The organism is Mesorhizobium sp. L-8-10 (genome assembly GCF_016756635.1).
Classification (GTDB): domain Bacteria; phylum Pseudomonadota; class Alphaproteobacteria; order Rhizobiales; family Rhizobiaceae.
In genome coordinates, this window is the sequence record NZ_AP023263.1 from 2,533,328 (window position 1) to 2,555,898 (window position 22,571).

The window sequence follows — 22,571 nt, forward strand, 5'->3', positions numbered from 1 at the left end:
ACGCTCCCCGGGAGAAAGATATGACCGTCAGAGTTGCCATCAACGGATTTGGCCGCATCGGCCGCAACATCGTGCGCGCCATCTACGAATCCGGCCGCAAGGATATCGACGTCGTCGCCGTCAACGATCTCGGCCCGGTCGAGACCAACGCCCATCTGCTGCGCTTCGACAGCGTGCATGGCAGGTTCCCGCGCGAGGTCGAAGTCCATGGCGACACGATCAGCATCGGCAGCGACAAGTTCAAGGTCACCGCGATCAAGGATCCGTCGCAGCTTCCCTGGAAGGATCTCGGCGTCGATATCGCGCTCGAATGCACGGGGATCTTCACCGCGCGCGAGAAGGCGGCCGCCCATCTGACGGCCGGCGCCAAGCGCGTCATCGTCTCGGCTCCGTCGGACGGCGCCGACCTGACCGTGGTCTACGGCATCAACCACGACCAGCTGACCAAGGACCATGTCGTCATCTCCAACGCGTCCTGCACCACCAATTGCCTGGCGCCGCTGGCCAAGGTTCTGAACGACGCGGTCGGCATCGAAAAGGGCATGATGACCACCATCCACTCCTACACCGGCGACCAGCCGACGCTGGACACGATGCACAAGGATCTCTACCGGGGCCGCGCCGCCGCGCTCTCGCAGATCCCGACGTCGACGGGTGCCGCCAAGGCGATCGGCCTCGTCCTGCCCGAGCTGAAGGGCAAGCTCGACGGCGTGTCGATCCGCGTGCCGACCCCGAACGTGTCGGTCGTCGACCTGAAGTTCGTGGCGAGCCGGAACACCACCGTCGAGGAAATCAACGAGGCGGTCATCGCCGCCTCCAAGGGCAAGCTCAAGGGCATCCTGGGCGTCACGCATCACCCTAATGTGTCGATCGATTTCAACCACGATCCGCATTCCTCGACCCTGGCGCTCGACCAGACCAAGGTCATGGGCGGCAACTTCGTGTCGGTGCTGTCCTGGTACGACAATGAATGGGGCTTCTCGAACCGCATGGCCGACACCGCCGTGGCCCTCGGCCAGACCATCGCCTGATCGCGGCTTCGAGCATCGGACAAGGACGCGGGCTCCGGCTGAAAGGCCGGGGCCCGTTTCGCATCCGGAGAAGCAAGCCTGCCGTCGCTTTCCGGACCGCGTAGCTTTTGAAGCGGTTGGATTTTCTGATCATAAGCTGCGGCCACCTGACTGCGACGATCGAGGCGTTTTCCCCTGTAAACAACAGGAAATCTGCAGGACAACACCTGCTTCTTCTCTGCCTCGGAACGGGCGTCAAGAAATTGGATATTTCAATCATCCGGTCAGATTGCAGAGTTTCTTCATCAGAGGCGGCTGCCCCGGACTTTGACGGTCTGGCGCCGCCCCTCATCCGCCTGCCGGCGTCGGGCGCCATCCTGGATGAAAAGTGCCGCGTGTCTTCGCACCCCTCTCTGTCCACCTGATATCTCCCCCACAAGGGGGGAGACTGGCTGTCATCGATCACGGCACTCGTCCTGCGACGTCGACGATTGGCGAAATCCAAGCGGCCGGCCAGTCTCCCCCCTTGTGGGCTACGAGATTCACACATCTCGGAGGGTCCAGCCATGCTTGATTGCGTGGAATTTGGTGAGGCCTCTGAGCATGACGATGGGGCCGGGCTTTCCGTAATATCCGGTCCATCCACCGAGCCGTGCGAAGACCCAGGCAGCGAAGGCCAATGTGCCTTTGGGATGGGGGTTTTTCTGCTTCTGGGTCTTTCCCTCAAGGCTGTGGCTGACGCGTTCGAGCACCGGTTGGTCGTCGGGATCGAAGGCGTCGCTGAGCGGCCGCTCGAGCTTGCCGTCGCGCTCGGCAACGAGTTGCATCACCGTGACGGCGGCGATGAGGGTTGCTGTTACGAGCTTTTCCAGCGGCCCGCCCTCCTGCTGGCGAAGCGCCTCGATGTCAAAGCCCTTTGTCTTGGTGGTCCGAAACAGCTGCTCGATGGTCCAGCGCAGACGATAAAAGCCGATGATGCGCCGTGCATCGGCCAGATCGGTGACCTGATGTGTTGTGAGCAGCCGCCAATGCGCCGGCTCCTGGCCGTGCGGCGGATCGATTTCGCGGGCATCGACCATGCTGAGCGTGACGGTCTTCGGCAGCACCCGGGTTCCCGCCTGGGCTTTGCGGTTCCTGGGCCTTGCGATCTCGACACGGCCGAAGCGCACGCCGAGAGTGGCCGTGCGGGCCTTGCGGCCCGGAATGGCCGGCAACGCGACCGTCATCTGCCCGGCTTCGGGCCAGCTCTCTGCGGCGGCAAACAGATGGGTCTCGTCGGCCAGAAGCCGGTCCTGCGCGGCCCGTACCAGCTTCTCGACATGGTCCGGCTTGAAGGCGAAGCACTCGTAAATGTCCCCCTCGCGGTCCTCGACGACCGTCACGCAGGTCGCGCCGGCGTCCCACAGCCGGCGCGCGCTTTCGGCGCCGTCGAGCCAGCGCCGGCTGTCCTTGTCCGCGAAGTCCCGTTTGGTGCGCGTCGCCTTCACACCACCGCGGCGATCCAGAAAGAACGCATCGACAAGGCCCAACACAAAGCCGCTGGTCGCATCCGCGGCAATCAGCGGGTGCACGGACAGGCCGATGCCTTTTTCGTCCACCCGAACAGACGTCGTGTCCTGGATCGCCAGCACATGACGGCCACCAACTTGCAAGCACGTGCGGGCCGAGGCCGTCTCCAGCATCGCGCCGACCGTCACCTTCGGGTTGTGCAGAAAGCGCGTGATCCGCATCTCGCCGGAGCGGCCGCCGCCCAGCGCGCGCACGCTGCTCCCCCAGCCACCCGCCGACACCAGCCGCTCATGCAAAAAAACCCCGCATCTTTCAGGCGAGCGTCTCCGAACTCCCCAAAACCAAGGTCCATCTGCCTCTCCATCAGCCGAATCACAGCAACAGGGAGTCAGACTTTCGCCGACACCGCAACTCGCCCCCCACGATGTGTGAATGTCGTAGCCTTGTGGGGGAGATATCAGGTGGACAGAGAGGGGTATCTGGCAAAGCCTTATCCGACTGAAATCAAAAGGCTTTCCACCCCGCTTCCATGGCAGGGGCGACGCATGCGGTCGAGGTTTGCAAAGCGAGCACTGGAAGGCGACAGCGATGAACCGGCGTAGCTTCCCATCGTGAAATCGCCGGTCAAGAATTCCATCGCCGTGGAGCCGAAGTCAACGCGGAAACAGCGTGGGTCATCAAGAAGTGACCAGGCCGACGCAGAGCACCGGCTCTTGCGGCGAATTTTTCGATCAGGGGACCGTCGGCCGAAGGTCGCTCACTTCATGTCGAGCAATCGTTCCAGATATTCCCGCTCGAGCTGCGGGCTCAACGCATTGCCAAGCCGCTCGCGGATCGCATCGAGAATCCGGCGGGCGCGCTGGACGTCGATCTCGTCGGGCACCTCGACCGAATCGCCGAAATCGGGGCCCGTCGTCGCGCGCGGCCGGCCGAGCGGGTCGCGGTCGGAGCTCTGCTGACGGCCGCCTTCCTGGCCGCCGCCATCCTCGCCCTGCATGGCCTGCATCATCTGGTTCATCATGTCCTGGGCGCCGCGCCGCAGCGCTTCCAGCGCGCGGCCCTGCTCGCCCGTGGCGCGCTCGCCTTCGCCCTGGCCGAGCGCTCCCTCGGCCTCGCCCATGGCCTCGCCGGCCTCCCCGAAACCCTCGCCGGGCTGGATGCCGAGGCCCTCCAGTCCCTTCATGAGAGCTTCAAGGTCCTTGCGGAGCTGGCCCTGGCCCTCCTGCAACTGCTTGAGCGCTTCGGCGAACTCCTCCGGAGACATCCCGCTCTGGCCCTGCTCGCCGGGCTGGCCCTGCTGGCCTTCCTGTTGCTCGCCCTGCTGGCCGTGACCGCGCTGGCGCTGGCCGCGCTGCATCTGGTCCATGCGGAAGGTTTCGTTCATCATCTCCTGCTGGCGGCGCATGATGTTGCCCAGCTCGTCCATGCGCTGGCGCATCTCGCTGTTTTCCTGGCCGCTCTGTCCGCGCCGCTGCTGGCGTCCCGCCTGCAGATTGTTCATCATGTCCTGCAGCTGCGATAGCAGCTCCTGCGCCTTGTCCCGGCTGCCCGACTTGGCGAGGTTCTCGATCTGGTCGAGCATGCGATCGAGGTCGCTCTGGCGAAGCTCCTGGCCGGGCTGCGGCATCTGGTCGGCGAGATTGGGATTCTGCTGGGCCCGTTCGGCGAACTCCCTGAGGAATTCGTTCATCGCCTCGCGCAGCTCCTTCATCAGCCGGTCGATCTCCTCGTCGCTGGCGCCGTTCTCCAGCGCCTGCCTGAGGGCCTCCTGGGCCTGGGCGAGCCGCTTCTCGGCGGCCGACAGGTCGCCGTCCTCGATGCCGAGCGCGATCTGCCAGAAATAGTCCGCGACGTCGCGCAACTGATCGTCGGTCGAAGCCACCTTGAGGCGCGTCCTGGCGCTCATCAATGCGAGATAATGCGACAGCTCGGGGATCGTGTCCTCCGGCCGCAGCGTTATGGCGTCGAGAAGCTCCAGCACCCGCGCCTTGCGGTTGGCGTCCAGCGCCAGGATGCGCCGCTGTTCGACCACCGCCCTGGCCAGCGGGTTGCTGAAGGGGCGCTGCGGCATGACGATCGTCTTGGTTTCGCTCGACGCTTCCTGTTTCGCGGCGTCCACGGCTTTGAGGGTCACCTTGACCCGCTCTCCCGCCCAGGCATGCTCGGTGAGATCGCGCGTCGTCCTGGCGGCCGGCCCTTTGGCGCCGCGACGCGGCAACGCAAGCGACATTTCGGGCGCTTCGTAGAGCGGGCGCGCATCCGGCGCCTGCGGATCGGCGAGTTCGAACTCCGCCTTGGCCGAGGCGACGCCGTAGTCGTCCTCGACTTCGTAGTTGAGCTCCAGCGTGCCGTTCAGGGCGCGTTTCGGCTCGCCGGAGAAGCGGACGGCCGGCGGCTTGTCCGGGATGACGGCGAAGTTCCAGCTGTTCAGCGCTGACGCGCCGGACTTCAAGCTGAGCACGCCGTCGGCTTCCAGCTTTCCCGCGAACTGACGCGTGGCGCCGGCCCCGACCGGCTGCGCCGCATCGGCGGGCGCCTTGGGAGCGATTTCGCGGCTGTTTCCCGCGGCATCGGTGTAGGCGAGGGTTTCCTCGCCCGTGCCGCCGGCGACGCGCAGCGCGACCTCGCTGCCCGTCGGCACGGTGAAGACCGCCGTATTCTGGTTGGCATCGCTGGTCAGGAAAATCGGCGGCTTGCCGGTGTAGGCCGGCGGGGTCACCCAGGCGTCGATGCGAGGCGGCAGCACGTCGCGGCCGGCATGGGCGCGGAAGGCGTCGTCAGGGCTGCCGCCGAAGGGGCCGAAGGAAAAGGCGAAGGCGGTGACGAGCAGAAGGGCTGCCAATGCGCGCAGCCCCCAAGGGTCACGCTCGGGGACATGGGGCCTCGGAAGGTCGCTCCCGAGGTCGTCGAGCCGCGCGGCCATACGCCTGCGGTGCTCCCGCCACAGTGCTTCGGCGAACAGGCCGCCCTTGCCGCTCAACCGATCCGTCTGGACCGACACCGGCGAGTGCAAAAGCGCATTGGCCCGCTCGATACGGCGATCGACCTCCCGGGCCGTGGGCATCCGGAAGAAACGCAGCGGATAAAGCGCGGCGAGAGCCGCAAGCGCGAAGCAGGCGGCGAGGGCCAGCCTCGGCGTGTCGGGCATCAGCCGGAACAGGCCGAACCAGGAAACGGTGAGGAACAGGCTGACGACGACGAGAAGGGGCAGGATGAGCGGCCAGATCCGCTCAAGGACCATGGCGGCCCGCGTGGTGATGCGTGTGCGGGTGAGCCGTCCGCCAGACATCCCGCTCTCGCTTCCGTGTTCCGCCATCGGCCTTTCCGCTGGAACGCGCCTTCATGGCGCGGATCCTCTCAAACAAAGCATAACATCGATCGCGGCAAAGACGAGGCAAGTTGCGAAATCGTGATCGAGCCGGGTGAGGGTGCTCCGAGACCACACCCGCCCGCCGCTCAAGGCCCGAAACCATGAAACGCATCGCAAGGCGAAGGATGAAGAAGACCGCCCAGCCGCCTTGCAGGCCCGAAATCCGTCATGAGAAGCGCGGACATCAATCCTTGCCTGCCGTGCTCTCAGGCGATGGATACCGGAAAAACAACCTTTCGTCGTCTGTGCGCGGCCGTCTCTTCTGCGGTACAATGAAGCGTCGAGCCCTCCCGCCGGATGTGCCGCCGTGCCAGACGAAGCGACGTCCGCTCCCCAAGCAAGTGCCGAAGGCCGACCCGCCGGCACGGCAGCGGAACTCGCGGCCAATGCCGAGCGCAGCATCGTCACCATCCTCGTCGCGGACACGATCGATTCCACGGACCATATAGCGGGGGTCGACCCAGACGAGGCCGAGCAATTCCTCGATCCGATATTCCGCCATGTCGGCGGCGCCGTGCGGCAGGCCGGCGGCATGCTCGTCAGCTTCTCGGGCGACGGCGGCGTCGCCGTGTTCGGATGGCCGGACTCGCAGGAAGATCATGCCGACAGGGCATGCGAGGCCGCCTGGCTGATCCAGCAGCCGGCGCTCGACGCCGCGCCGCTGCGCGACGCCGACGGTCGTCCCATCCGCCTTCGCGTCGGGGTCCATTCAGGGCTGGTCGGGCTTCGGCAGCTGGACATCGGCTTCGGCAGTCGCCTCGACACCGTCGGCGGCACGGTGCATATCGCGGCCGCGCTCCAAAAACGCGCGCCGCCCGACGGCATCCTCATCAGCTCGCGGACGCAGGAGCTGTGCCGATCGGAACTCGTCCTGCAGCCCCATGAAGACCTTCCCGCCCTGCAAAAGGTCAAGGCGCGCGTTTTCCGTCTTCTGAGCCGCCCCGGACGACCGGCGGCGCATGACATATTGCGCAGCTACCAGCTTCCCCTGATCGGCCGCAGCGCGGAGCGGGAAGTCCTGCGCAAGGCTCAGTCCGAGCCGGCAGGCGCAAAGCGAACCGTCGCAATCATCGGCGAGCCCGGCATCGGCAAGTCCAGACTGGCTGCCGCAGCCATCGAGGACGCGCAGGCAAGCGGCATGCTCGTCCTCATCTTCCATTGCGACAGCCGCAAAAGAACGACGCCCTATGCAGCCATACGTTCGCTCATCCTGGGAGCACTGTTCCTGGGCGACACGGCATCGGACGAAGAAATCGCCGCGGCACTTGGAAAGGCAGGCGCGGAAAAAGCAGGCGACGCGCTCGGAGCGGTCCTTTACTTCGGGCGGGCCGACGGGGGTGATCACGCCAGCCCGATGACGCCGACCCAGGTCGCCCGCAAGCTGGTGGAGACCCTGACCAGGATCCTGGCGAGCAAGGCTCCCGCCCTGATCGTGGTGGAAGACATCCATCACCTCGATCTCGAGAGCATGAATTGCCTGAAGCTGCTCGCCGGCGCTTCGGCAACATGCTCGTTGCTGCTTACGGGGCGACCCGAGACGTCGACCGAGCTGGACGATGTCGTCGGGACGCTCCTGCGGCTCGATTCCCTGCCGCGCGAGGACATGCAGGAAATGGCGCGCCGGCTCTGGCCGGGCACCGAGCCGCCGCCGGGTCTGATCGAGAAGGCGATCGATCGGGCCGACGGCGTTCCTTTCGTTCTCGAGCAGATCATCCTGTCGCTGGCGAGCGACGGCACCGCCGATGCGCGGCTCCTGCCGGAAAGCGTCGAATCCGTCATTCATGCCCGCCTCAACCGGCTGCCGGCGACGGCCAAGTCTGCAGCACAGGCGCTGAGCCTGCTCGGGGAGGAGGTCGAAACCGATCTCGCGCTGCGGACGCTGGGACTGGACGCCGGGACGTTTCGCAGCGCCCGATCCGAGCTAGAGCGGCTGGAGATCATCCACCCGTCGACCGGGGCATGGATCCGTTTCCGCCACGCGATCGTGGCCGAGGCATGCTCGGAGATGCTGCCGGGCAACCGACGCAGGGAAATCCATCGGGCAGCGCACGCGGCGCTCAGGTCGCTTCATGCCGATCCAGGCCCATATTACGAGCGTCTGGCCTTCCATGCCGAAGGGGCGCAGGACGACGGAACCGCGCTGGAATATCTGTGGCTGGCGGCATTGCAGGCGCGCCGCTCCTCGGCCGTCGGCTCGCTCTATCTCATCTTCGAGCGGGCCATGCGCTGCATCGAGCGCATCGGAGAACCGGCAGAGCCGCGCTTCGTCGACTTCACCCTCATGGTCTTCGCGCAGATGCTGCAGATCGGCGAGTTCGCCAGGATGAACGCCTATCTGCCGCGAACGATGGAACTGGCCGAGAAGCAGAACCGCCCCGACAAGGTCTGTGCCGCGCTGTGCCATATGGCGATGGTCTGCTGGTTCGAGGGCAGATATGCGGAGGCGCTGCGACACGGGGAAACGGCATCGGCGATGGCCCGGGCACAGGAGCACGTACCGCTGATCTTCGCGTCGCAGCTCATGGTCGCCAATGCGCTGCACGGGATGGGCGCGATCGAGCGCGCCATCGCACTGCTGGGCGAGTTGTGCGAGATGCTGACAGGCGAGCTCAGGACCGCCCGGCTCGGCGCGGCCGCCATACCAAGCTCCATGGCGCGCGGCTTCATGAGCTGGTTCGTCCTGGAGGTCGGCCGCTTCGCCCTCGGCCTCTCCTATGCCGAAGAAGCGCTCGATATTGCGGTTTCCGCCGGCGATGCCTATTCCGAGGTGCTGGCACGGCTTGCCCTCGGACGCTGCCTGATCATGCTCAAGCGCGACGAGGAAGCGCAGCAATGTCTCAGCGCGGCACTCGAAACGAGCGAGCGCAACGGCTACGACGCCATCAAGCCGAACCTTGTCGGCCATCTGGCAACCGCGCTTTCCCGCTGCGGCCGGGCGGAGGAGGCCGTGCGCATGGTGGAGGCATGGCTTCGGCACGGCCACGAAAAGCGTACGGGGCGCCTCGAGCTATTCCATCTGGACGCGGGTTACGGGGAGGCACTGTTCCGCAGCGGGGCGACAGCATCGGGACTGGCCGCGATCGACCGCGCCGTCGAGGCCGTTCGCGCCATCGACAGTCCCTCCCGGATCGCCCAGGGTGTCGGCCTGCGCGCGCGTCTGCGCTCGCAGATCGAGCCGGACAGCCCGCTCGTCGCAAGCGACCTGGCCGAGGAGAGAGTGCTTTGCCGGCAGTTCGGTCTCGTCGCCTTGCGGTAGTCCGTGTCGGCAGGAGACCGCTACGGTTCCGGCCGTACCTTATCGAACCGCGCCGTCAGGCCGACGATCACGTTGAGCATCGTTTTCGGCTCGCCGGCCGGTCCCGCTACCCTCTGCAGGTTGTCGAGACGCCCTGCTGCCAGCAGACATCTCTGCAATAGATAAAGGGCGAGCCGGTCCCGCCCCCAGCACGTGCGATGGACCTTCTCATCGTCGCCGACGGCGCCAAACAGCAGAAAGTCCTCGAGCGGGCGGGGAGGTCCGGGAAGGTAGGGGTGGAGCGAAAACAGGAGCGGCTGCTCATGCCTGCGCGGATCCAGGTTCGCGGCTCCGATCAGCGAGGCAACCCATTCGTTCGGCTGCACCACGGCACCGCTGGGCAATGCATCGTCCTGCACGCAGCGGCGCATGAGGATCTCGAATATCGGGCGAAGCCGGGTCGTCTCATAGATGATCCGGTGGACGGCCTCGTCAGCGCTGTCCGCTGACTTCCGGCGCAAGAGCGCGAGCAGGTCGGCGAGATCGATCCCGAAGTCGAACAGGGCGCCCATGATCGCCCCGAAGGCCATCGGAACGACGGCAATCGTCGTTCCCGTCAACTCCAGAAGAAGCATGCGGACGTCGGAATAGTAGTCCTTCTTCGTATAGTCATACTCCTCGACGAAATAGTCTGCCTTGTGGACGAAGGCGTGGACCAGATTTTGCGGTCGCGGCGGCGGAGACGATCTCGCTTTTTCAAGGATGAGGTCGATATGCGCGAGGAATTCGGTTCCGGCCTTGAGGGAGATCCCCTTGACTTCCTCCTGGAGGCGATGGTTTGCGACCAGGTCCAACAGAACCGCAACGGCCCAGACCTGCATGGTCTTGAGCCCCGGATTGTCCGGTCGCTGCGCGCCGAGCGCGGACAGCCACTCCGGACTGATCTCGCCGAAATGCCGCTTCGAGAAAGGCAGGGCGACGGCGAGTTCGGTAAGCCAATCAGGGCCCGGCACGCCGAACAAGTCGTCGATCACACCGTAGGCCGTTTCGGTTGCGAGGTCATGCACGAGATCGATGCGGCGCGAAGGTCCCGTGCGGCGAAGGGTCGAGAGGATCTGGCGATCCGCGATCCGGGCCAGCCGGCGACGTGCGCCCACAGCATCGTCGAGATCTTTCCAGCAAGTGTCGAGAATGCGCATCATGCGGCAGCGCGTCTCGGCAGTTTCCGAGCCCGGCTCGGTGCCGATCAGGATGTCGCCGTAACGACTGATACGCCGACCCGCATCGCGGTAGTGGGCCACCGAATGAATGATCTTCTCTTTTTTCTTCTTCTTGCCTTTCAGGCGCATTTTGAGGACCGTCTTCACATCCGCGTGGCGAGCGACGAAGACGACGGGCGAGGACGCGGGATCGCCAGGAGAGGGCGGACCCGGCGGTTCGACCCGAACCGCGGTTTTCTGCCCCGACAGGATCGCGCGTCCATAGGAGGCGAGCCGATCGCGGTCAAAAAGGTCGGGCGTTCTGGTATCCCCCATGCTGTAGCCCTTGAACGGCAAATCGCACGGATCGATGGGGAACTTGTTGCCGTTGGCGATGGCCTTGATTCCGGGCAGGCCGGGCGCGAAGAAGTAGTCGCCGCCGCGGGTCGTCACGAAGCGCGGCAGTCCGGTGATCGGGGCGACGGCATCCGCCTCCAGGAACATGTCGCCTGGCCGCCCGTGATTGGATCCGGCGATCGGACAGTGCGCCAACCCGGCCTGGCCGAGGAATTCGCCCTTGTTGATCCAGACGGCCTGGACCACTTCGAATTGCAGGTCGATGCGCGCATTGGCGGCGACGAACAGAAGACCGCGCTTGTTGCCGTCGCCAAGGGCGCCCTCCTTCAGGAAGGGGCCGCCATAGCTGATGGAACGCCGCAGGATGCGGTGGCGGCGGACGTCGTTCGAGCCGCCGATATCGCGTGGATTCGTTCTTCTTACATGCGCGGCCAGGGGGCACTTGCGGCCGTCCGGATCGTCGGCGGCGTAGAGGAAGTCGTTCATCTGGCCGTCCGGATCCCGCCCGAGTTCCAGGGGCGCGTCCGGCGACAGGACCAGGGGCGTGCCGTTCCTCCAGCGGCCCATGAACTGCGATACGAGCTTCTCCTGCGCCTCCTTGTCCTTCGGGCGCTGCCTGGCAAGGAAAATGCGAAGCCCGGCGACGTCCTGCTCGAGCTTGCGGAACACGAGATAGGTGGATCCGCGCCGCAACAGCGGATGAGCCGGCTGTTGATGAAGATTGCCGTCCTCGTCGGGCTCGTCGAGAAATATCTCGCCGGGCGCGACCGGGATCCAGGTGCGATTGCGCCCCGGCGTGCCACCGCCGCGCGCCGTATCGCCCAGGCGCATGTCCACAAAGGGCTGGCTTATGCCGTCGCGGAAGCCGAAATGTTCCTTGCGATAGGTCGGCCCGCTTGTGCCGTGGCAACCGTGCGCGTCATAGGGGTCCTCTCCGATCTCGATATGCAGCAGTTCCATGCCGATCAGCCTGAAGAACAGGTTCAGGATCAATCTCAGAAACCAGCCCCAGTCGCCCGATCGGGCATTGAAGGCGTGCGCATCGTCGCGCAGTGCCTGCCAAAGGGCGGGATCGGCCGGATTGCTCTCCTCCCCCACGAGATAGCCGCCCGTGACATATCCGTGCAGGCGTTTCAGTCCCAATGGACCTTCCCAGAATTCGGGCGCGCTCTGCCCGGTGTCGCCGAGACGTTCCGCACGAGCGGCCATGCCTTCCCTGAACGCGTCCGGGAAAGAGGCGAGCGTCGCCTGGTCAAGCTTGAGGGCTGCCAGCCCGGAGTGCGTGAAAGCGATGTTGATGGGGGCCGGGTCCCAGCGCCGATCGAACATTCCGGGCTTGGGCACATCGTCTTCGGCGCGCTCGCTTCGCGTTATGCCGACGAGTTTCCTGCCGTCGACGGTCAGATGGGCCGGCGCCAACTGGCGCAGCATTTCGTAAAGGCAGACCGACGGCAATCCGCCCGCCAGGGCATTCGCCCCCGCCGAAGCCGCATTGTGGCCAAACGCCAGGAAACCGCTTTCGAACGCTTCCCGATCCTGCAGGATACTCATGAAGGCGGCGACCATGGTCCTGAGCAGTTCAGGCAGAAGCCGTGACTTGACGGGCTGCCCGACGATCGCGCCCGCGACCGCCTGCAAGAGGGCGCGAACGGCTGCCGGATTGTCGCTCAGGGCGGGGAGCAACGCCGCTGCCAGTTGCTGGAGCCCTCCCGGCCGGTCGGCAAGGACCCCCAGCGTCTCGGCTAGTTCGGACGGGTTCCCGCCGACGGCGTTGTCCAGGATCTGTTCGATCAGGGTGTCCTGTTTGTCCCCTGCCGGCAAAGGATCCGCAACGGAGATCCCCGCGCAGCCAAGCAGCAGCTCAAACGTCCGGACAAGCCTGGTGGTGTCGGCTTCGGCAATCAGGTGAAGCCAGTCGAGGAAGAGCTGCGCCGGCATGTCGGGAGCGAGCGCGGCCTGCGCGCCTTCGCATTCTTCCTCGTCCCGCGGGACGTTCCCCCTTTTGTCCCAATCGATCAACTCCTGCTCGACAACGCCGGCATTCATCAGGGCCGGATCGGCCAGGGACAGGGCGATCTCTTCGACGACGGCGGCGTTTGCGTCCAAATCGCCGGGTTTGATTTGCTTGAGGCGGCGGATGTCCTGACGGACTTCCGCCTGCGTCAGGATGCGGAAAAAGAAGAAGAAGGACCAGGTGCGGGTCTTGCCGTCCGCGAATCTCGACGCCCTGCCGATATGCGCCTGGACCGCATCGGCCAAGGATTCTGAAGCAGCAATGTGCGGATCATCCGCCATGATCGTTTCCCCGTCAGCAGTCTCCAGTCTCGTAGGTTCCTGCCGCTGTCGGGAAACCGCTGGCGTGCTGCTGATTCTCGCGCAGGAATTCGTCGAACAGTTCGTCCATCGAGGCCGTCCGCTTGCCGGTCGGCGTCCTCACCTTGGCGACGAAGGCGTCGAATCGCCGCTTGAACTCTTCAAGTTGCCTGATGCGCACAACCGACAGGTTCGGATAGCGGGTGTAGAACAGGTCGCACCGGATCTGGTAGCGCCGAACCCAGGCCCAGAATGCCTCGAAATTGTCCGTCGAGGGAAAGTCCTCGCAATTGCGAAAGACATTGTCGAATTCATTGTCGACGAATTCCGCTATTTCCCTGAAATAGACTTTCAGGTCGCCATCGAAAGCGACCAGGGTAAGCAGCCAGGAACGCAGTTCCAGCCTTTCAGGAGTCCGACTTCGCTCGGTTTCGAGATAGTCGTCGATCGGCTGCGGTATCTTGAACGACGAACTCGACGGAGCAGGCTCACCACCCGGACAGTCATTTTCATAGGCGATACCGGGAAGGTCGGAATAGACGAGATACTGTTCCGGCCTGATGATGATCAACCGGCCGAAGTGAATCGAGTGAACCCTGTCGAGTTCGATCGGAATCCCCTGTTCGACACGCTTCTGGATCGTCGAGATGACGAAGCGCAGGCGCTCTTCATAGGTGCGGCGCTCTCCAGGGATCCTTCCCCGGCGGATCGGGGCAAGCACGGCGATCTCGGTGACGCCACCGAGAGTCTTGGAAGTCGCAAAGTCGAGGGGCTTGAGAGGCATGGCCCAGCCTTTGACTGCTTTTCTACAGCGTGTTGCGTGAAAACGGATTTGCCCAACATGCTGTAGGTCTTTGATTTGACGCATGTCTTTGTCCCGAAACCGGTACCCAAATTCGGGAGGCATGCTTTAGAAAGGTATACAGTAAGATTATACTTCGGTTTAAGCAATAAATAATAAGGATTGTATTTATCGAGTGGTGCGTGTGATTTCTGCGCCGCGAGAAGTGCGGTGTGCTTGGCGGCGGTCATCGCGACGGCTGAGACTTACAGCCTATCGCATGAAAAAGGAGAGGCGCGATAAGCTGCAGGCTCCTGGTTTGGCGCAGGTGCTTTTTCCCGAAGCCGCCGCTCGCTTCAGACAGATATGCTTTGTGCTCCGCCGGGCGGACCGTGGTGCCGGGGACCCGCCTATGCCAGCCAGTCGGGCAGGGAATCCAGGCCGATCAGCGCCTCATAGCCCGGGCGCGGGCGCACGACATGGAAACGGTCGCCGTCGACCAGCACTTCCGGCACCAGCAGCCTGGTATTGTAGGTGCCGGCCTGGACCGCGCCATAGGCGCCTGCGGTGCCGACAGCGATGAGGTCGCCCGGCGCCAGCCGCGGCAGGTCGCGGTCGTGGCCCAGATAGTCGCCGGTCTCGCAGACCGGGCCGACGATGTCGACGGTCATGCGCGGCGTGTCGGCGGCCGGCAGCACCACGGGCCTGATCTCGTGGAAGGCGTCGTAGAGCGTCGGCCGGATCAGATCGTTCATCGCGGCGTCGACGATCAGAAAATTCTTCGCGTCGCCTTCCTTCACATAGATGACTTCCGAGACCAGGATGCCGGCATTGCCGACGATCAGGCGGCCGGGCTCGAAGATCACCTTCAGCCCGAGGCTGGTCACGTGCTTCCTGACGATCTCGGCATAGGCGTCGGGCAGCGGCGGCGGGCTGTTGTCGGTGCGGTAGGGGATGCCGAGGCCGCCGCCGAGATCGACATGTTCGATCGCGTGGCCGTCGGCGCGCAGCGTGTCGACGAGCTCGGCAAGCAGGGCGAAGGCGTCGTCGAAAGGCTGCAGCTCGGTGATCTGGCTGCCGATATGGGTATCGATGCCGGTGACCTTGATGCCGGGCAGTTCGGCCGCGCGGGCGTAGGCGGCGCGGGCGCGCTGCCAGGCGATGCCGAACTTGTTCTCGGCCTTGCCGGTGGAGATCTTCTTGTGGGTCTTGGCGTCGACATCGGGGTTGATGCGCAGCGACACCGGCGCGGTCCTGCCCGCCGCCACGGCGCGGGCAGAGAGCAGTTCGAGCTCCGGTTCGGATTCCACATTGAAGCAGTGGATGCCGGCGGCAAGCGCGAAATCCATCTCGCGCGCGGTCTTGCCGACGCCCGAGAACATGATCTTCGAGGCAGGGATGCCGGCGGCGAGCGCCCGCCGCAGCTCTCCTTCCGAGACCACGTCGGCCCCGGCGCCGAGCCTTGCCAGCGACCTCAGCACCGCTTGGTTCGAATTGGCCTTCATGGCATAGCAGACGAGCGCGTCGAGACCGGCGAAGGCGCGCGAGAAGACCTGATAATGACGGGTCAGCGTGGCCGTCGAATAGCAGTAGAAAGGCGTGCCGACGGCAGCGGCGATCGCCGGGATTGCCACATCCTCGGCGTGCAGCACGCCGTCACGATAGTCGAAATGGTTCACGGTCTTGGGCCTTGGGGAAGCGGGGATTTGCAGGTCGATGCGAGGCCACCCCCCTCTGGCCTGCCGGCCATCTCCCCCTCAAGGGGGGAGATGGGCAGCTCCGACGTTGGCCATGCCCTGCAAACGATGCCAGGATACGAACGTCGGCGATGCGAGGGAATCTCCCCCCCTGAGGGGGAGATGGCCGGCAGGCCAGAGGAGGGTCTCACGGTCGACACCTAGGCTAGGATACACTCAAAGCAGCGGATCGAGCACGAAAGGTTTGTTCAGGTTCGGTTTCTCCGGCGCGGGCGGCAGCGGCTCGCCGGCCCTTTCGGCATCCCTTCGCGCCTGCATTCCAGCCTCGTAGGGCGTGTCGAGCGGGGCCTTGCGGCCACAGCCGGCGACGCCGAGAGCCGCGATCAGCACAAGGCCGACAAAAATCCTGCTTCCGGTCATCAAGCGTCCGTCCCGATCCATCCGTTGCCTTTCTCTAGTGCATCGGCCCGAAAATCAAGTGACGGAGCGTAGTGCCTTCACAGGGAGGCGGAACTGCTCCGGGGAGATTTTCCTGACGATGTATTTCCCCCGGGTCAGGCGTTCTTCAGGCGCTTGCGCCAGTAGCGGACCTGCTTCCTGACCTCCTGGGGGGCGGTGCCGCCGAAGGATTTGCGGCTCTTCACCGAATTCTGCACCGACAGCACGGAATAGACGTCGTCGGTGATGCCGGCATGCAGCGACTTGAGTTCCTCCAGCGGCAACTTTTCCAGGCCGATCCTGCGCGCCTCGGCCAGCGCCACGGCGCGGCCGGTGACGTGATGGGCCTCGCGGAAGGGCAGGCCGGCCTCGCGCACCAGCCAGTCGGCGAGGTCGGTCGCGGTGGAGTAGCCGGCGCCGGCGGCGCGTTTCATGGCGGCCTCGTTGAGCGTCATGTCGCTCACCATGCCGGTCATGGCGGCCAGCGACAGCTCCAGCGTCTCGGCGGCGTCGAAGACGGCTTCCTTGTCCTCCTGCATGTCCTTGGAATAGGAGAGCGGCAGCCCCTTCATGACGGTGAGCAGGCCGATGAGATGGCCGTTGACGCGGCCGGTCTTGGCGCGGATCAGCTCGGCCGCGTCAGGGTTCTTCTTCTGCGGCATGATCGACGAGCCGGTCGAAAAACTGTCGGACAGCCGCACGAAGCCGAATTGCGGGGTCGACCAGATGACGATCTCCTCCGCCAGCCGCGACAGATGGGTCGACGCGATCGCCGCGATCGACAGGAACTCCAACGCGAAGTCGCGGTCCGAGACGCTGTCCAGCGAGTTTCGCGTCGGCTCGCGGAAACCCAGCGCCCTGGCGGTGTGGTGACGGTCGATCGGGAAGCCGGTGCCGGCGAGTGCCGCTGCCCCCAGCGGGCTTTCGTCCATGCGCCCGATCGCGTCGCGCACGCGCGAAAGGTCGCGGCCGAACATCTCGACATAGGCCAAGGCATGATGGCCGAAGGTGACGGGCTGCGCGGCCTGGAGATGGGTGAAGCCCGGCATCACCGTGGCCGCATGGGCCTCCGCCTTGTCGAGGAAGGCTGATATCAGCCGCTTCAGCGCCCCGGCCGTGCGCTGAAGCTCCTCCTTCACCCAGAGGCGGAAATCGACGGCCACCTGGTCGTTGCGCGAGCGGGCGGTGTGCAGCCGTCCGGCAGCCGGTCCGATCAGCTCGGCCAGCCGCGCCTCGACATTCATGTGGATGTCCTCGAGCCGTGTCGAAAACGTGAAGTCGCCGTCCTCGATCTCTTTCAGAATCGTGTTCAGCCCGTGAGCGATTTTCTGTTGATCTTCGGCCGAAATGATGCCGGTTTCGGCCAGCATCTCGGAATGCGCGAGCGAGCCGCGGATGTCCTGGGCGTAGAGCTTCCTGTCGAAGGAGATCGAGGCGTTGATCGCCTCCATGACGGCCGCCGGACCCGAGGCAAAACGTCCGCCCCACATCTGGTTGCTGGCCTTCTTGTCGTTCATCGTGATAACCCGCGCGCACGGAGAAAAAGAAAAATGTCAGACGGCAAAAAGCTCTTCCCGGCCACGCGCCTGATTTTGCTCGCCGTTGCCGCCGGCGCCATTGCCGGTGCCGTGGCGGTATACGTGAGCGAAACCCCATCTGGCAACAATGCGCAGCCGGCGGCGGCGAGCCTCGCCGCGACGGACGAGGACAAGGCCTGCGCGCTGAAGGCGGACAAGGCCAAGGCGCTCGCCAGCGCGGCGGTCGGCCAGGTCGCGGCCATGCTGCCGGCCGATCCGCCACAATCGCTGAAGGGCCTTTCCTTCAACGGGCCGGACGGCAAGCCGATGACGCTCGCCGATCGCGCCGGCAAGACGCTTCTGGTCAATCTGTGGGCGACCTGGTGCGCGCCCTGCCGCGCGGAGATGCCGGCGCTCGACGCGCTGCAGAAGGAGATGGGCAGCGACAGGTTCGAGGTCGTCGCCATCAACATCGATACCGGCGACGACACCAAGCCGAAGAAGTTCCTCGGCGAGACCGGCGTCACCGCGCTCGGCTACTATCGCGATGCGACCATGGGCGTGTTCGAGGACCTGAAGAAGCGTGCCCTGGCGCTCGGCCTGCCGGTGACGCTTCTCATCGACCCAGAAGGCTGCCTGCTGGCAAATATGAACGGCCCGGCTGAGTGGGCGAGCGATGATGCGAAGAAGCTGATTGGGACAGCAATTGGAGGATAGCGAGTAGCGAGTAGGAAGACAGCGAATAGCGAGTAGCGAATAGCGAATAGGGAAAAAGTAAAAAACGTCTTGTAGCCGCTTCCGAAGAATCGAATTCTATTCGCTATTCGCTATTCGCTATTCGCTATTCGCTATTCGCTATTCGCATTTTCTATCTCGTCGGAACCGGATGCTCGCCGCGATAGTCGTAGAAGCCGCGGCCGGTCTTGCGGCCGAGCCAGCCTGCCTCGACATATTTCACCAGCAGCGGGCAGGGGCGGTATTTCGAATCCGACAGGCCGTCATGGAGCACCTGCATGATCGACAGGCAGGTGTCGAGGCCGATGAAGTCGGCGAGTTGCAGCGGCCCCATCGGATGGTTGGCGCCGAGCCGCATGGCGGTGTCGATCGCCTCGACCGAACCGACGCCCTCATAGAGCGTGTAGATCGCCTCGTTGATCATCGGCAGCAGGATGCGGTTGACGATGAAGGCCGGAAAATCCTCGGCGACGGTGATCGTCTTGTCGAGGCTTTGGACGAAAGTCTTGGCCGCCTCGAAGGTCGCGTCCTCGGTTGCGATGCCGCGCACCAGCTCGACCAGCTTCATGATCGGCACCGGGTTCATGAAATGAATGCCGATGAAGCGCTCCGGCCGGTCGGTCTGGGCGGCCAGCCGCGTGATGGAGATCGAAGAGGTGTTGGTGGCCAGCAGCGCCTCCGGATTGAGCACCGGACAAAGCTGGGCATAGATCTTTCGCTTGACGGTCTCGTCCTCGGTCGCGGCTTCGATCACCAGGTCGGCCGTAGCCAGGCCGTCTATCGCGGCCGGGGAAATGCGTGCCAGCGCCTGCTGGCGGTGGGCCTCGTCGAGCTTGCCGGAACCGACCTGGCGGGCCATGTTGCCGCTGATCGTGGCGATGCCCTTCTCGATCCGATCGGACGAGATGTCGTATAGCAGCACGTCGTAGCCGGCCAGCGCCGAGACATGGGCGATGCCGCCGCCCATCTGGCCAGCGCCGATGATGCCAATCGTCTTGATCTTGCTGCTCATTTTCGCCGATCCCCTGAAAAGGGCACGCCCTGCCCGAAATTTGTGCAGTGCGAAAAATAGATGGCCGGGGTAGTTTCGTCTACCCCGGCCACTACATTTAATACCAATCCCCGATGGATGCTATCGCATCCACCTTGCCTCAATCGCCGGCGCGGCCCTCCGGCCGCTTGGCTTTCGCGCCAACGGGCGCGACGCGCGGTCGCGCGCTCCAACGGTCGATGCTATCGACCGTTCCCCGAAAGGCGTCAAAGCGCCTTTTGGAGCTCGGGCAGGATGGTGAAGAGGTCGCCGACGATACCGTAGTCGGCCACCTGGAAGATCGGCGCTTCCTCGTCCTTGTTGATGGCGACGATGACCTTGCTGTCCTTCATGCCGGCCAGATGCTGGATCGCGCCGGAAATGCCGACCGCGATGTAGAGTTCCGGCGCCACCACCTTGCCGGTCTGGCCGACCTGCCAGTCGTTCGGCGCATAGCCGGCGTCGACCGCGGCGCGCGAAGCGCCGACCGCGGCGCCCAGCTTGTCGGCAACCGGCAGGATCACCTCCTGGAACTTCTCCGACGAGCCCAGCGCGCGGCCGCCCGAGATGATGATCCGGGCCGAGGTCAGCTCCGGACGATCGCTCTCCGACAGCCTGTTCTCGACGAAGCTCGACAGGCCGGGATCGGCCGCCGCAGCGACCGTCTCGACCGCGGCCGAGCCGCCGTCGGGCGCGGCCTGGAACGAGGCCGTGCGCACGGTGATCACCCGCTTGGGCTCCGTCGTCTGCACCGTCTGGATGGCGTTGCCGGCATAGATCGGACGCTTGAAGGTGTCTGATGAAACAACCTCGATGATCTCCGACACCTGGGCGACGTCGAGCAGCGCGGCGATGCGCGGGGCGACGTTCTTGCCCGACGAGGTCGCCGGCGCCAGAATCGTGTCGTAGGCGCCGGCGAGCGAGACCACGAGTGCTGCCAGTGGTTCGGCCAGCCGCTGCTCGAGCTCGGCCGCCTCGGCCAGAAGCACCTTCGACACGCCCGTCAGCCTGGCGGCGGCATCGGCGGCTGCCTTGGCGCCCTTGCCGGCCACCAGCACATGCACGTCCGCGCCGATCCTGGTCGCGGCCGTCAGTGCCTTGGCGGTCTGGTCCGACAGGGTGGCGTTGTCGTGTTCGGCAATCAGAAGAATAGCCATTTCCGTTTCCTTCTCTGGCGCGCCTTAGCGCCTGCTGCCTTGGGTGCGTCCTTCGAGGCTCGCCCGCCAAGGGAATTGTCCAATCGTCCAGCTCCTGCCGGGCTCGCTCCTCAGGATGAGGACCCACGGTGCCTTGCCGGCATTCCCGGCTGACCCTCGGCGCCCTCGCTCCTCAGAATGAGGACCCTCGGTGCCTTGCCGGCATTCCCGGCTGGCCCTCGGCGCTCACGGTCCTCATCCTGAGGTGCGAGCCCGCAGCCCGTTGCAGGAAAGGTGCGTCCTTCGCAGGGCGAGCCTCGAAGGACGCACCGAGCCCTCAGAGCACGCCGGCTTCGTTCTTGAGCTTGTCGACCAGCTCGGCCACCGTCTTGACCTTGACGCCCGCCTTGCGGCCACCCGGCTCCTCGGTCTTCAACACCTTCAGCCGCGGCTTCACGTCGGCGCCGAAATCGGCCGGGCTCTTCTCGTCGAGCGGCTTCTTCTTGGCTTTCATGATGTTGGGCAAAGAGGCATAACGCGGCTGGTTCAGCCTGAGGTCCGTCGTCACGATCGCCGGCAGCTTCAGGTCGACCGTCTGCAGGCCGCCGTCGACCTCGCGCGTCACCGTTGCATGATCGCCCGCTATCTCGACCTTGGAGGCGAAGGTGCCCTGCGCCCAGCCCAGAAGGGCCGCCAGCATCTGCCCGGTCTGGTTGGCGTCGTCGTCGATCGCCTGCTTGCCGAGGATCACCAGCCCGGGCGTCTCGGCCTCGACCACGCCCTTCAGCACCTTGGCCACGCCCAGCGGCTCGACCGCCTCGTCGACCTTGACCAGGATCGCCCGGTCGGCGCCCATCGCCAGCGCCGTCCTCAGCGTCTCCTGCGCCTGCGCCGGGCCGATCGACACCACCACGATCTCCTCGACCTTGCCGGCCTCCTTCAGCCGGATCGCCTCCTCGACCGCGATCTCGTCGAACGGGTTCATCGACATCTTCACATTGGCCAGCTCGACGCCCGAGCCGTCCGACTTCACCCGGATCTTCACGTTGTAGTCGACCACCCGCTTCACGGGCACCAGAACTTTCATGGGAACAATCACCTCTCTGAATGAATTCTGCCGCGCCCTTTACCAGAGCGCTTCCCGATCCGTTTGCCGGATGCCGACATAACGGGCCGAAAAACGAAAATCGCTCCGCGCCCGCCTTGGCGTCAGGCTCAGGAGCGCGCGGGACCAACTCGCTCTAGTCACGCAGCGCGTGGGGGTCAATATGGATATGACGGCGCAAATCGGTTGAATAGGCCGACGGTGAGTTTTATCCGGACTGAGTTCATTCGCCGCCTCGATGACATCAGGCCAATGCCGATGGTCGGGTCAGAGTCCGTTTGCCGGGCAAAATTCCGCGACCGAACTGGTGAAGGGACAAAGCGGCGAGTTCAGACCCCGCGACCAGAACCCATGAACATGCCGGAATCCATGAATGTGAAAGCGATCCGGGCCCGCACGACGGTCCGACATAGGTTCCTGCGGAGGCTGGGCATGCCTCAGCGATCCTGCATGGCCAAGCGGAGGCCCAGTGCACAGTAGATGCTTCCGACCACCTTGCCCTGCCATTTAAGTACCGCCGGATTGCGACGGAGGAAATTGCCGAGCCCTCCCGCTCCGACGGCGAAGGCAACTGTGCTGACCAGGCCCAACAGGACGAAGATCGCGCCCAGGAGCGCGAGCTGGACCACTGCCGATCCGTTTTCAGGCCGCACGAATTGTGGAAGGAAGGCCAGGAAAAAGAGCGCGGTCTTGGGATTGAGAACTTCCGTCAGCACGGCCTGCCTGAATGCAGTGGCTGCGCTGATTGGAAGCAGGCCGGACAGACCGTCCACCGGGGTCTTTTCGAGGATCGCGCGTAGCCCGAGATAAACGAGATACGCCGCCCCGGCATATTTGATGATGCTGAACAGCAGCGCCGAAGCGGCGATGATCGCCGAGATGCCGACGATCGCGGTGACGGTGTGGATGACGTCGCCGGCCGCGATGCCGGCCCCGGTAGCGATGCCGACCCTGGTTCCCGAGCTTGTCGCCCGCGCCACCGTGAGCAGGGTGGCCGGACCCGGGATGAACACGAAACCGAGCACGATCACGACGTAGGCAATCAAAGTGGTCAGGTCGATCATCGTTCGGTTTCTCCGTAGCTGCGAAAGAAAGCCACCGTCCGGGCAGAAAGGCAATGATGATCGGTCTCGCCCAAG

Annotated in this window: 14 protein-coding genes; 3 read left to right on the plus strand and 11 right to left on the minus strand. The window is 64.8% G+C overall.

The features are described 5' to 3' along the window. The first annotated feature begins 20 nt into the window (after positions 1–20). Complete coding sequence (gene gap, locus JN280_RS11890) at positions 21–1,031, plus strand: type I glyceraldehyde-3-phosphate dehydrogenase (RefSeq protein WP_202312382.1); 1,011 nt, start codon at positions 21–23, stop codon at positions 1,029–1,031. Between the two features lie 521 nt (positions 1,032–1,552). On the opposite strand, the gene JN280_RS11895 is transcribed toward gap, so the two are convergent. Continuing rightward, on the minus strand, positions 1,553–2,773 hold the full coding sequence (locus tag JN280_RS11895) for an IS4 family transposase (RefSeq protein WP_244741793.1): 1,221 nt from the start codon (positions 2,771–2,773) through the stop codon (positions 1,553–1,555). Between the two features lie 503 nt (positions 2,774–3,276). Beyond that, entirely contained in the window at positions 3,277–5,835 is a 2,559-nt protein-coding gene (locus JN280_RS11900; RefSeq protein ID WP_202312384.1) for a TIGR02302 family protein, read from the minus strand. Between the two features lie 361 nt (positions 5,836–6,196). Here JN280_RS11900 and JN280_RS11905 point away from each other — a divergent pair, with 361 nt between their 5' ends. Further along, positions 6,197–9,145 carry an ATP-binding protein gene (locus JN280_RS11905; RefSeq protein WP_202312386.1) on the plus strand — a complete coding sequence of 983 codons (2,949 nt, stop codon included), beginning with the start codon at positions 6,197–6,199 and terminating at the stop codon, positions 9,143–9,145. Between the two features lie 20 nt (positions 9,146–9,165). Here the strand turns inward: JN280_RS11905 and JN280_RS11910 are convergent, their stop codons facing one another. The 5 genes from JN280_RS11910 to argH form a co-directional block, all read right to left on the minus strand. After that, complete coding sequence (locus JN280_RS11910) at positions 9,166–12,975, minus strand: Dyp-type peroxidase domain-containing protein (protein ID WP_202312388.1); 3,810 nt, start codon at positions 12,973–12,975, stop codon at positions 9,166–9,168. A 13-nt stretch (positions 12,976–12,988) separates the two neighbouring features. After that, entirely contained in the window at positions 12,989–13,777 is a 789-nt protein-coding gene (locus JN280_RS11915; RefSeq protein ID WP_202312389.1) for a hypothetical protein, read from the minus strand. Positions 13,778–14,184: 407 nt separating this feature from the next. Then, complete coding sequence (lysA, locus tag JN280_RS11920) at positions 14,185–15,453, minus strand: diaminopimelate decarboxylase (RefSeq protein ID WP_202312390.1); 1,269 nt, start codon at positions 15,451–15,453, stop codon at positions 14,185–14,187. Between the two features lie 234 nt (positions 15,454–15,687). Further along, positions 15,688–15,891, minus strand: a complete 204-nt coding sequence (lptM, locus tag JN280_RS11925) for an LPS translocon maturation chaperone LptM (protein WP_202312391.1) — start codon at positions 15,889–15,891, stop codon at positions 15,688–15,690. 134 nt (positions 15,892–16,025) lie between these two features. Further along, on the minus strand, positions 16,026–17,426 hold the full coding sequence (gene argH / locus JN280_RS11930; protein ID WP_202312392.1) for an argininosuccinate lyase: 1,401 nt from the start codon (positions 17,424–17,426) through the stop codon (positions 16,026–16,028). A gap of 33 nt (positions 17,427–17,459) precedes the next feature. Here argH and tlpA point away from each other — a divergent pair, with 33 nt between their 5' ends. Next, positions 17,460–18,143, plus strand: coding sequence for a thiol:disulfide interchange protein TlpA (gene tlpA, locus JN280_RS11935; RefSeq protein ID WP_202312393.1), 684 nt, complete (start codon positions 17,460–17,462; stop codon positions 18,141–18,143). 151 nt (positions 18,144–18,294) lie between these two features. Here tlpA and JN280_RS11940 read toward each other — a convergent pair whose 3' ends face one another. The 4 genes from JN280_RS11940 to JN280_RS11955 all read right to left on the minus strand — a co-directional run bounded on the left by JN280_RS11940 (position 18,295) and on the right by JN280_RS11955 (position 22,496). Beyond that, a complete protein-coding gene (locus JN280_RS11940) occupies positions 18,295–19,173 on the minus strand; it encodes a 3-hydroxybutyryl-CoA dehydrogenase (RefSeq protein ID WP_202312394.1) in 879 nt (292 codons plus the stop codon). 245 nt (positions 19,174–19,418) lie between these two features. Next, positions 19,419–20,348, minus strand: a complete 930-nt coding sequence (locus JN280_RS11945; RefSeq protein ID WP_202312395.1) for an electron transfer flavoprotein subunit alpha/FixB family protein — start codon at positions 20,346–20,348, stop codon at positions 19,419–19,421. 316 nt (positions 20,349–20,664) lie between these two features. Continuing rightward, entirely contained in the window at positions 20,665–21,414 is a 750-nt protein-coding gene (locus JN280_RS11950; protein ID WP_202312396.1) for an electron transfer flavoprotein subunit beta/FixA family protein, read from the minus strand. Positions 21,415–21,869: 455 nt separating this feature from the next. Continuing rightward, positions 21,870–22,496, minus strand: coding sequence for a LysE family translocator (locus JN280_RS11955; protein ID WP_202312399.1), 627 nt, complete (start codon positions 22,494–22,496; stop codon positions 21,870–21,872). Positions 22,497–22,571 lie beyond the last annotated feature (75 nt).

Bases quoted from the DNA above. Each gene is read 5' to 3' on its own strand.
- JN280_RS11955 (WP_202312399.1), bottom strand. From the start codon at position 22,496: ATGATCGACCTGACCACTTTGATTGCCTACGTCGTGATCGTGCTCGGT.
- JN280_RS11950 (WP_202312396.1), bottom strand. From the start codon at position 21,414: ATGAAAGTTCTGGTGCCCGTGAAGCGGGTGGTCGACTACAACGTGAAG.
- tlpA (WP_202312393.1), top strand. From the start codon at position 17,460: ATGTCAGACGGCAAAAAGCTCTTCCCGGCCACGCGCCTGATTTTGCTC.
- JN280_RS11900 (WP_202312384.1), bottom strand. From the start codon at position 5,835: ATGGCGGAACACGGAAGCGAGAGCGGGATGTCTGGCGGACGGCTCACC.
- JN280_RS11940 (WP_202312394.1), bottom strand. From the start codon at position 19,173: ATGAGCAGCAAGATCAAGACGATTGGCATCATCGGCGCTGGCCAGATG.
- gap (WP_202312382.1), top strand. From the start codon at position 21: ATGACCGTCAGAGTTGCCATCAACGGATTTGGCCGCATCGGCCGCAAC.
- argH (WP_202312392.1), bottom strand. From the start codon at position 17,426: ATGAACGACAAGAAGGCCAGCAACCAGATGTGGGGCGGACGTTTTGCC.
- lptM (WP_202312391.1), bottom strand. From the start codon at position 15,891: ATGACCGGAAGCAGGATTTTTGTCGGCCTTGTGCTGATCGCGGCTCTC.
- JN280_RS11915 (WP_202312389.1), bottom strand. From the start codon at position 13,777: ATGCCTCTCAAGCCCCTCGACTTTGCGACTTCCAAGACTCTCGGTGGC.
- JN280_RS11910 (WP_202312388.1), bottom strand. From the start codon at position 12,975: ATGGCGGATGATCCGCACATTGCTGCTTCAGAATCCTTGGCCGATGCG.
- JN280_RS11945 (WP_202312395.1), bottom strand. From the start codon at position 20,348: ATGGCTATTCTTCTGATTGCCGAACACGACAACGCCACCCTGTCGGAC.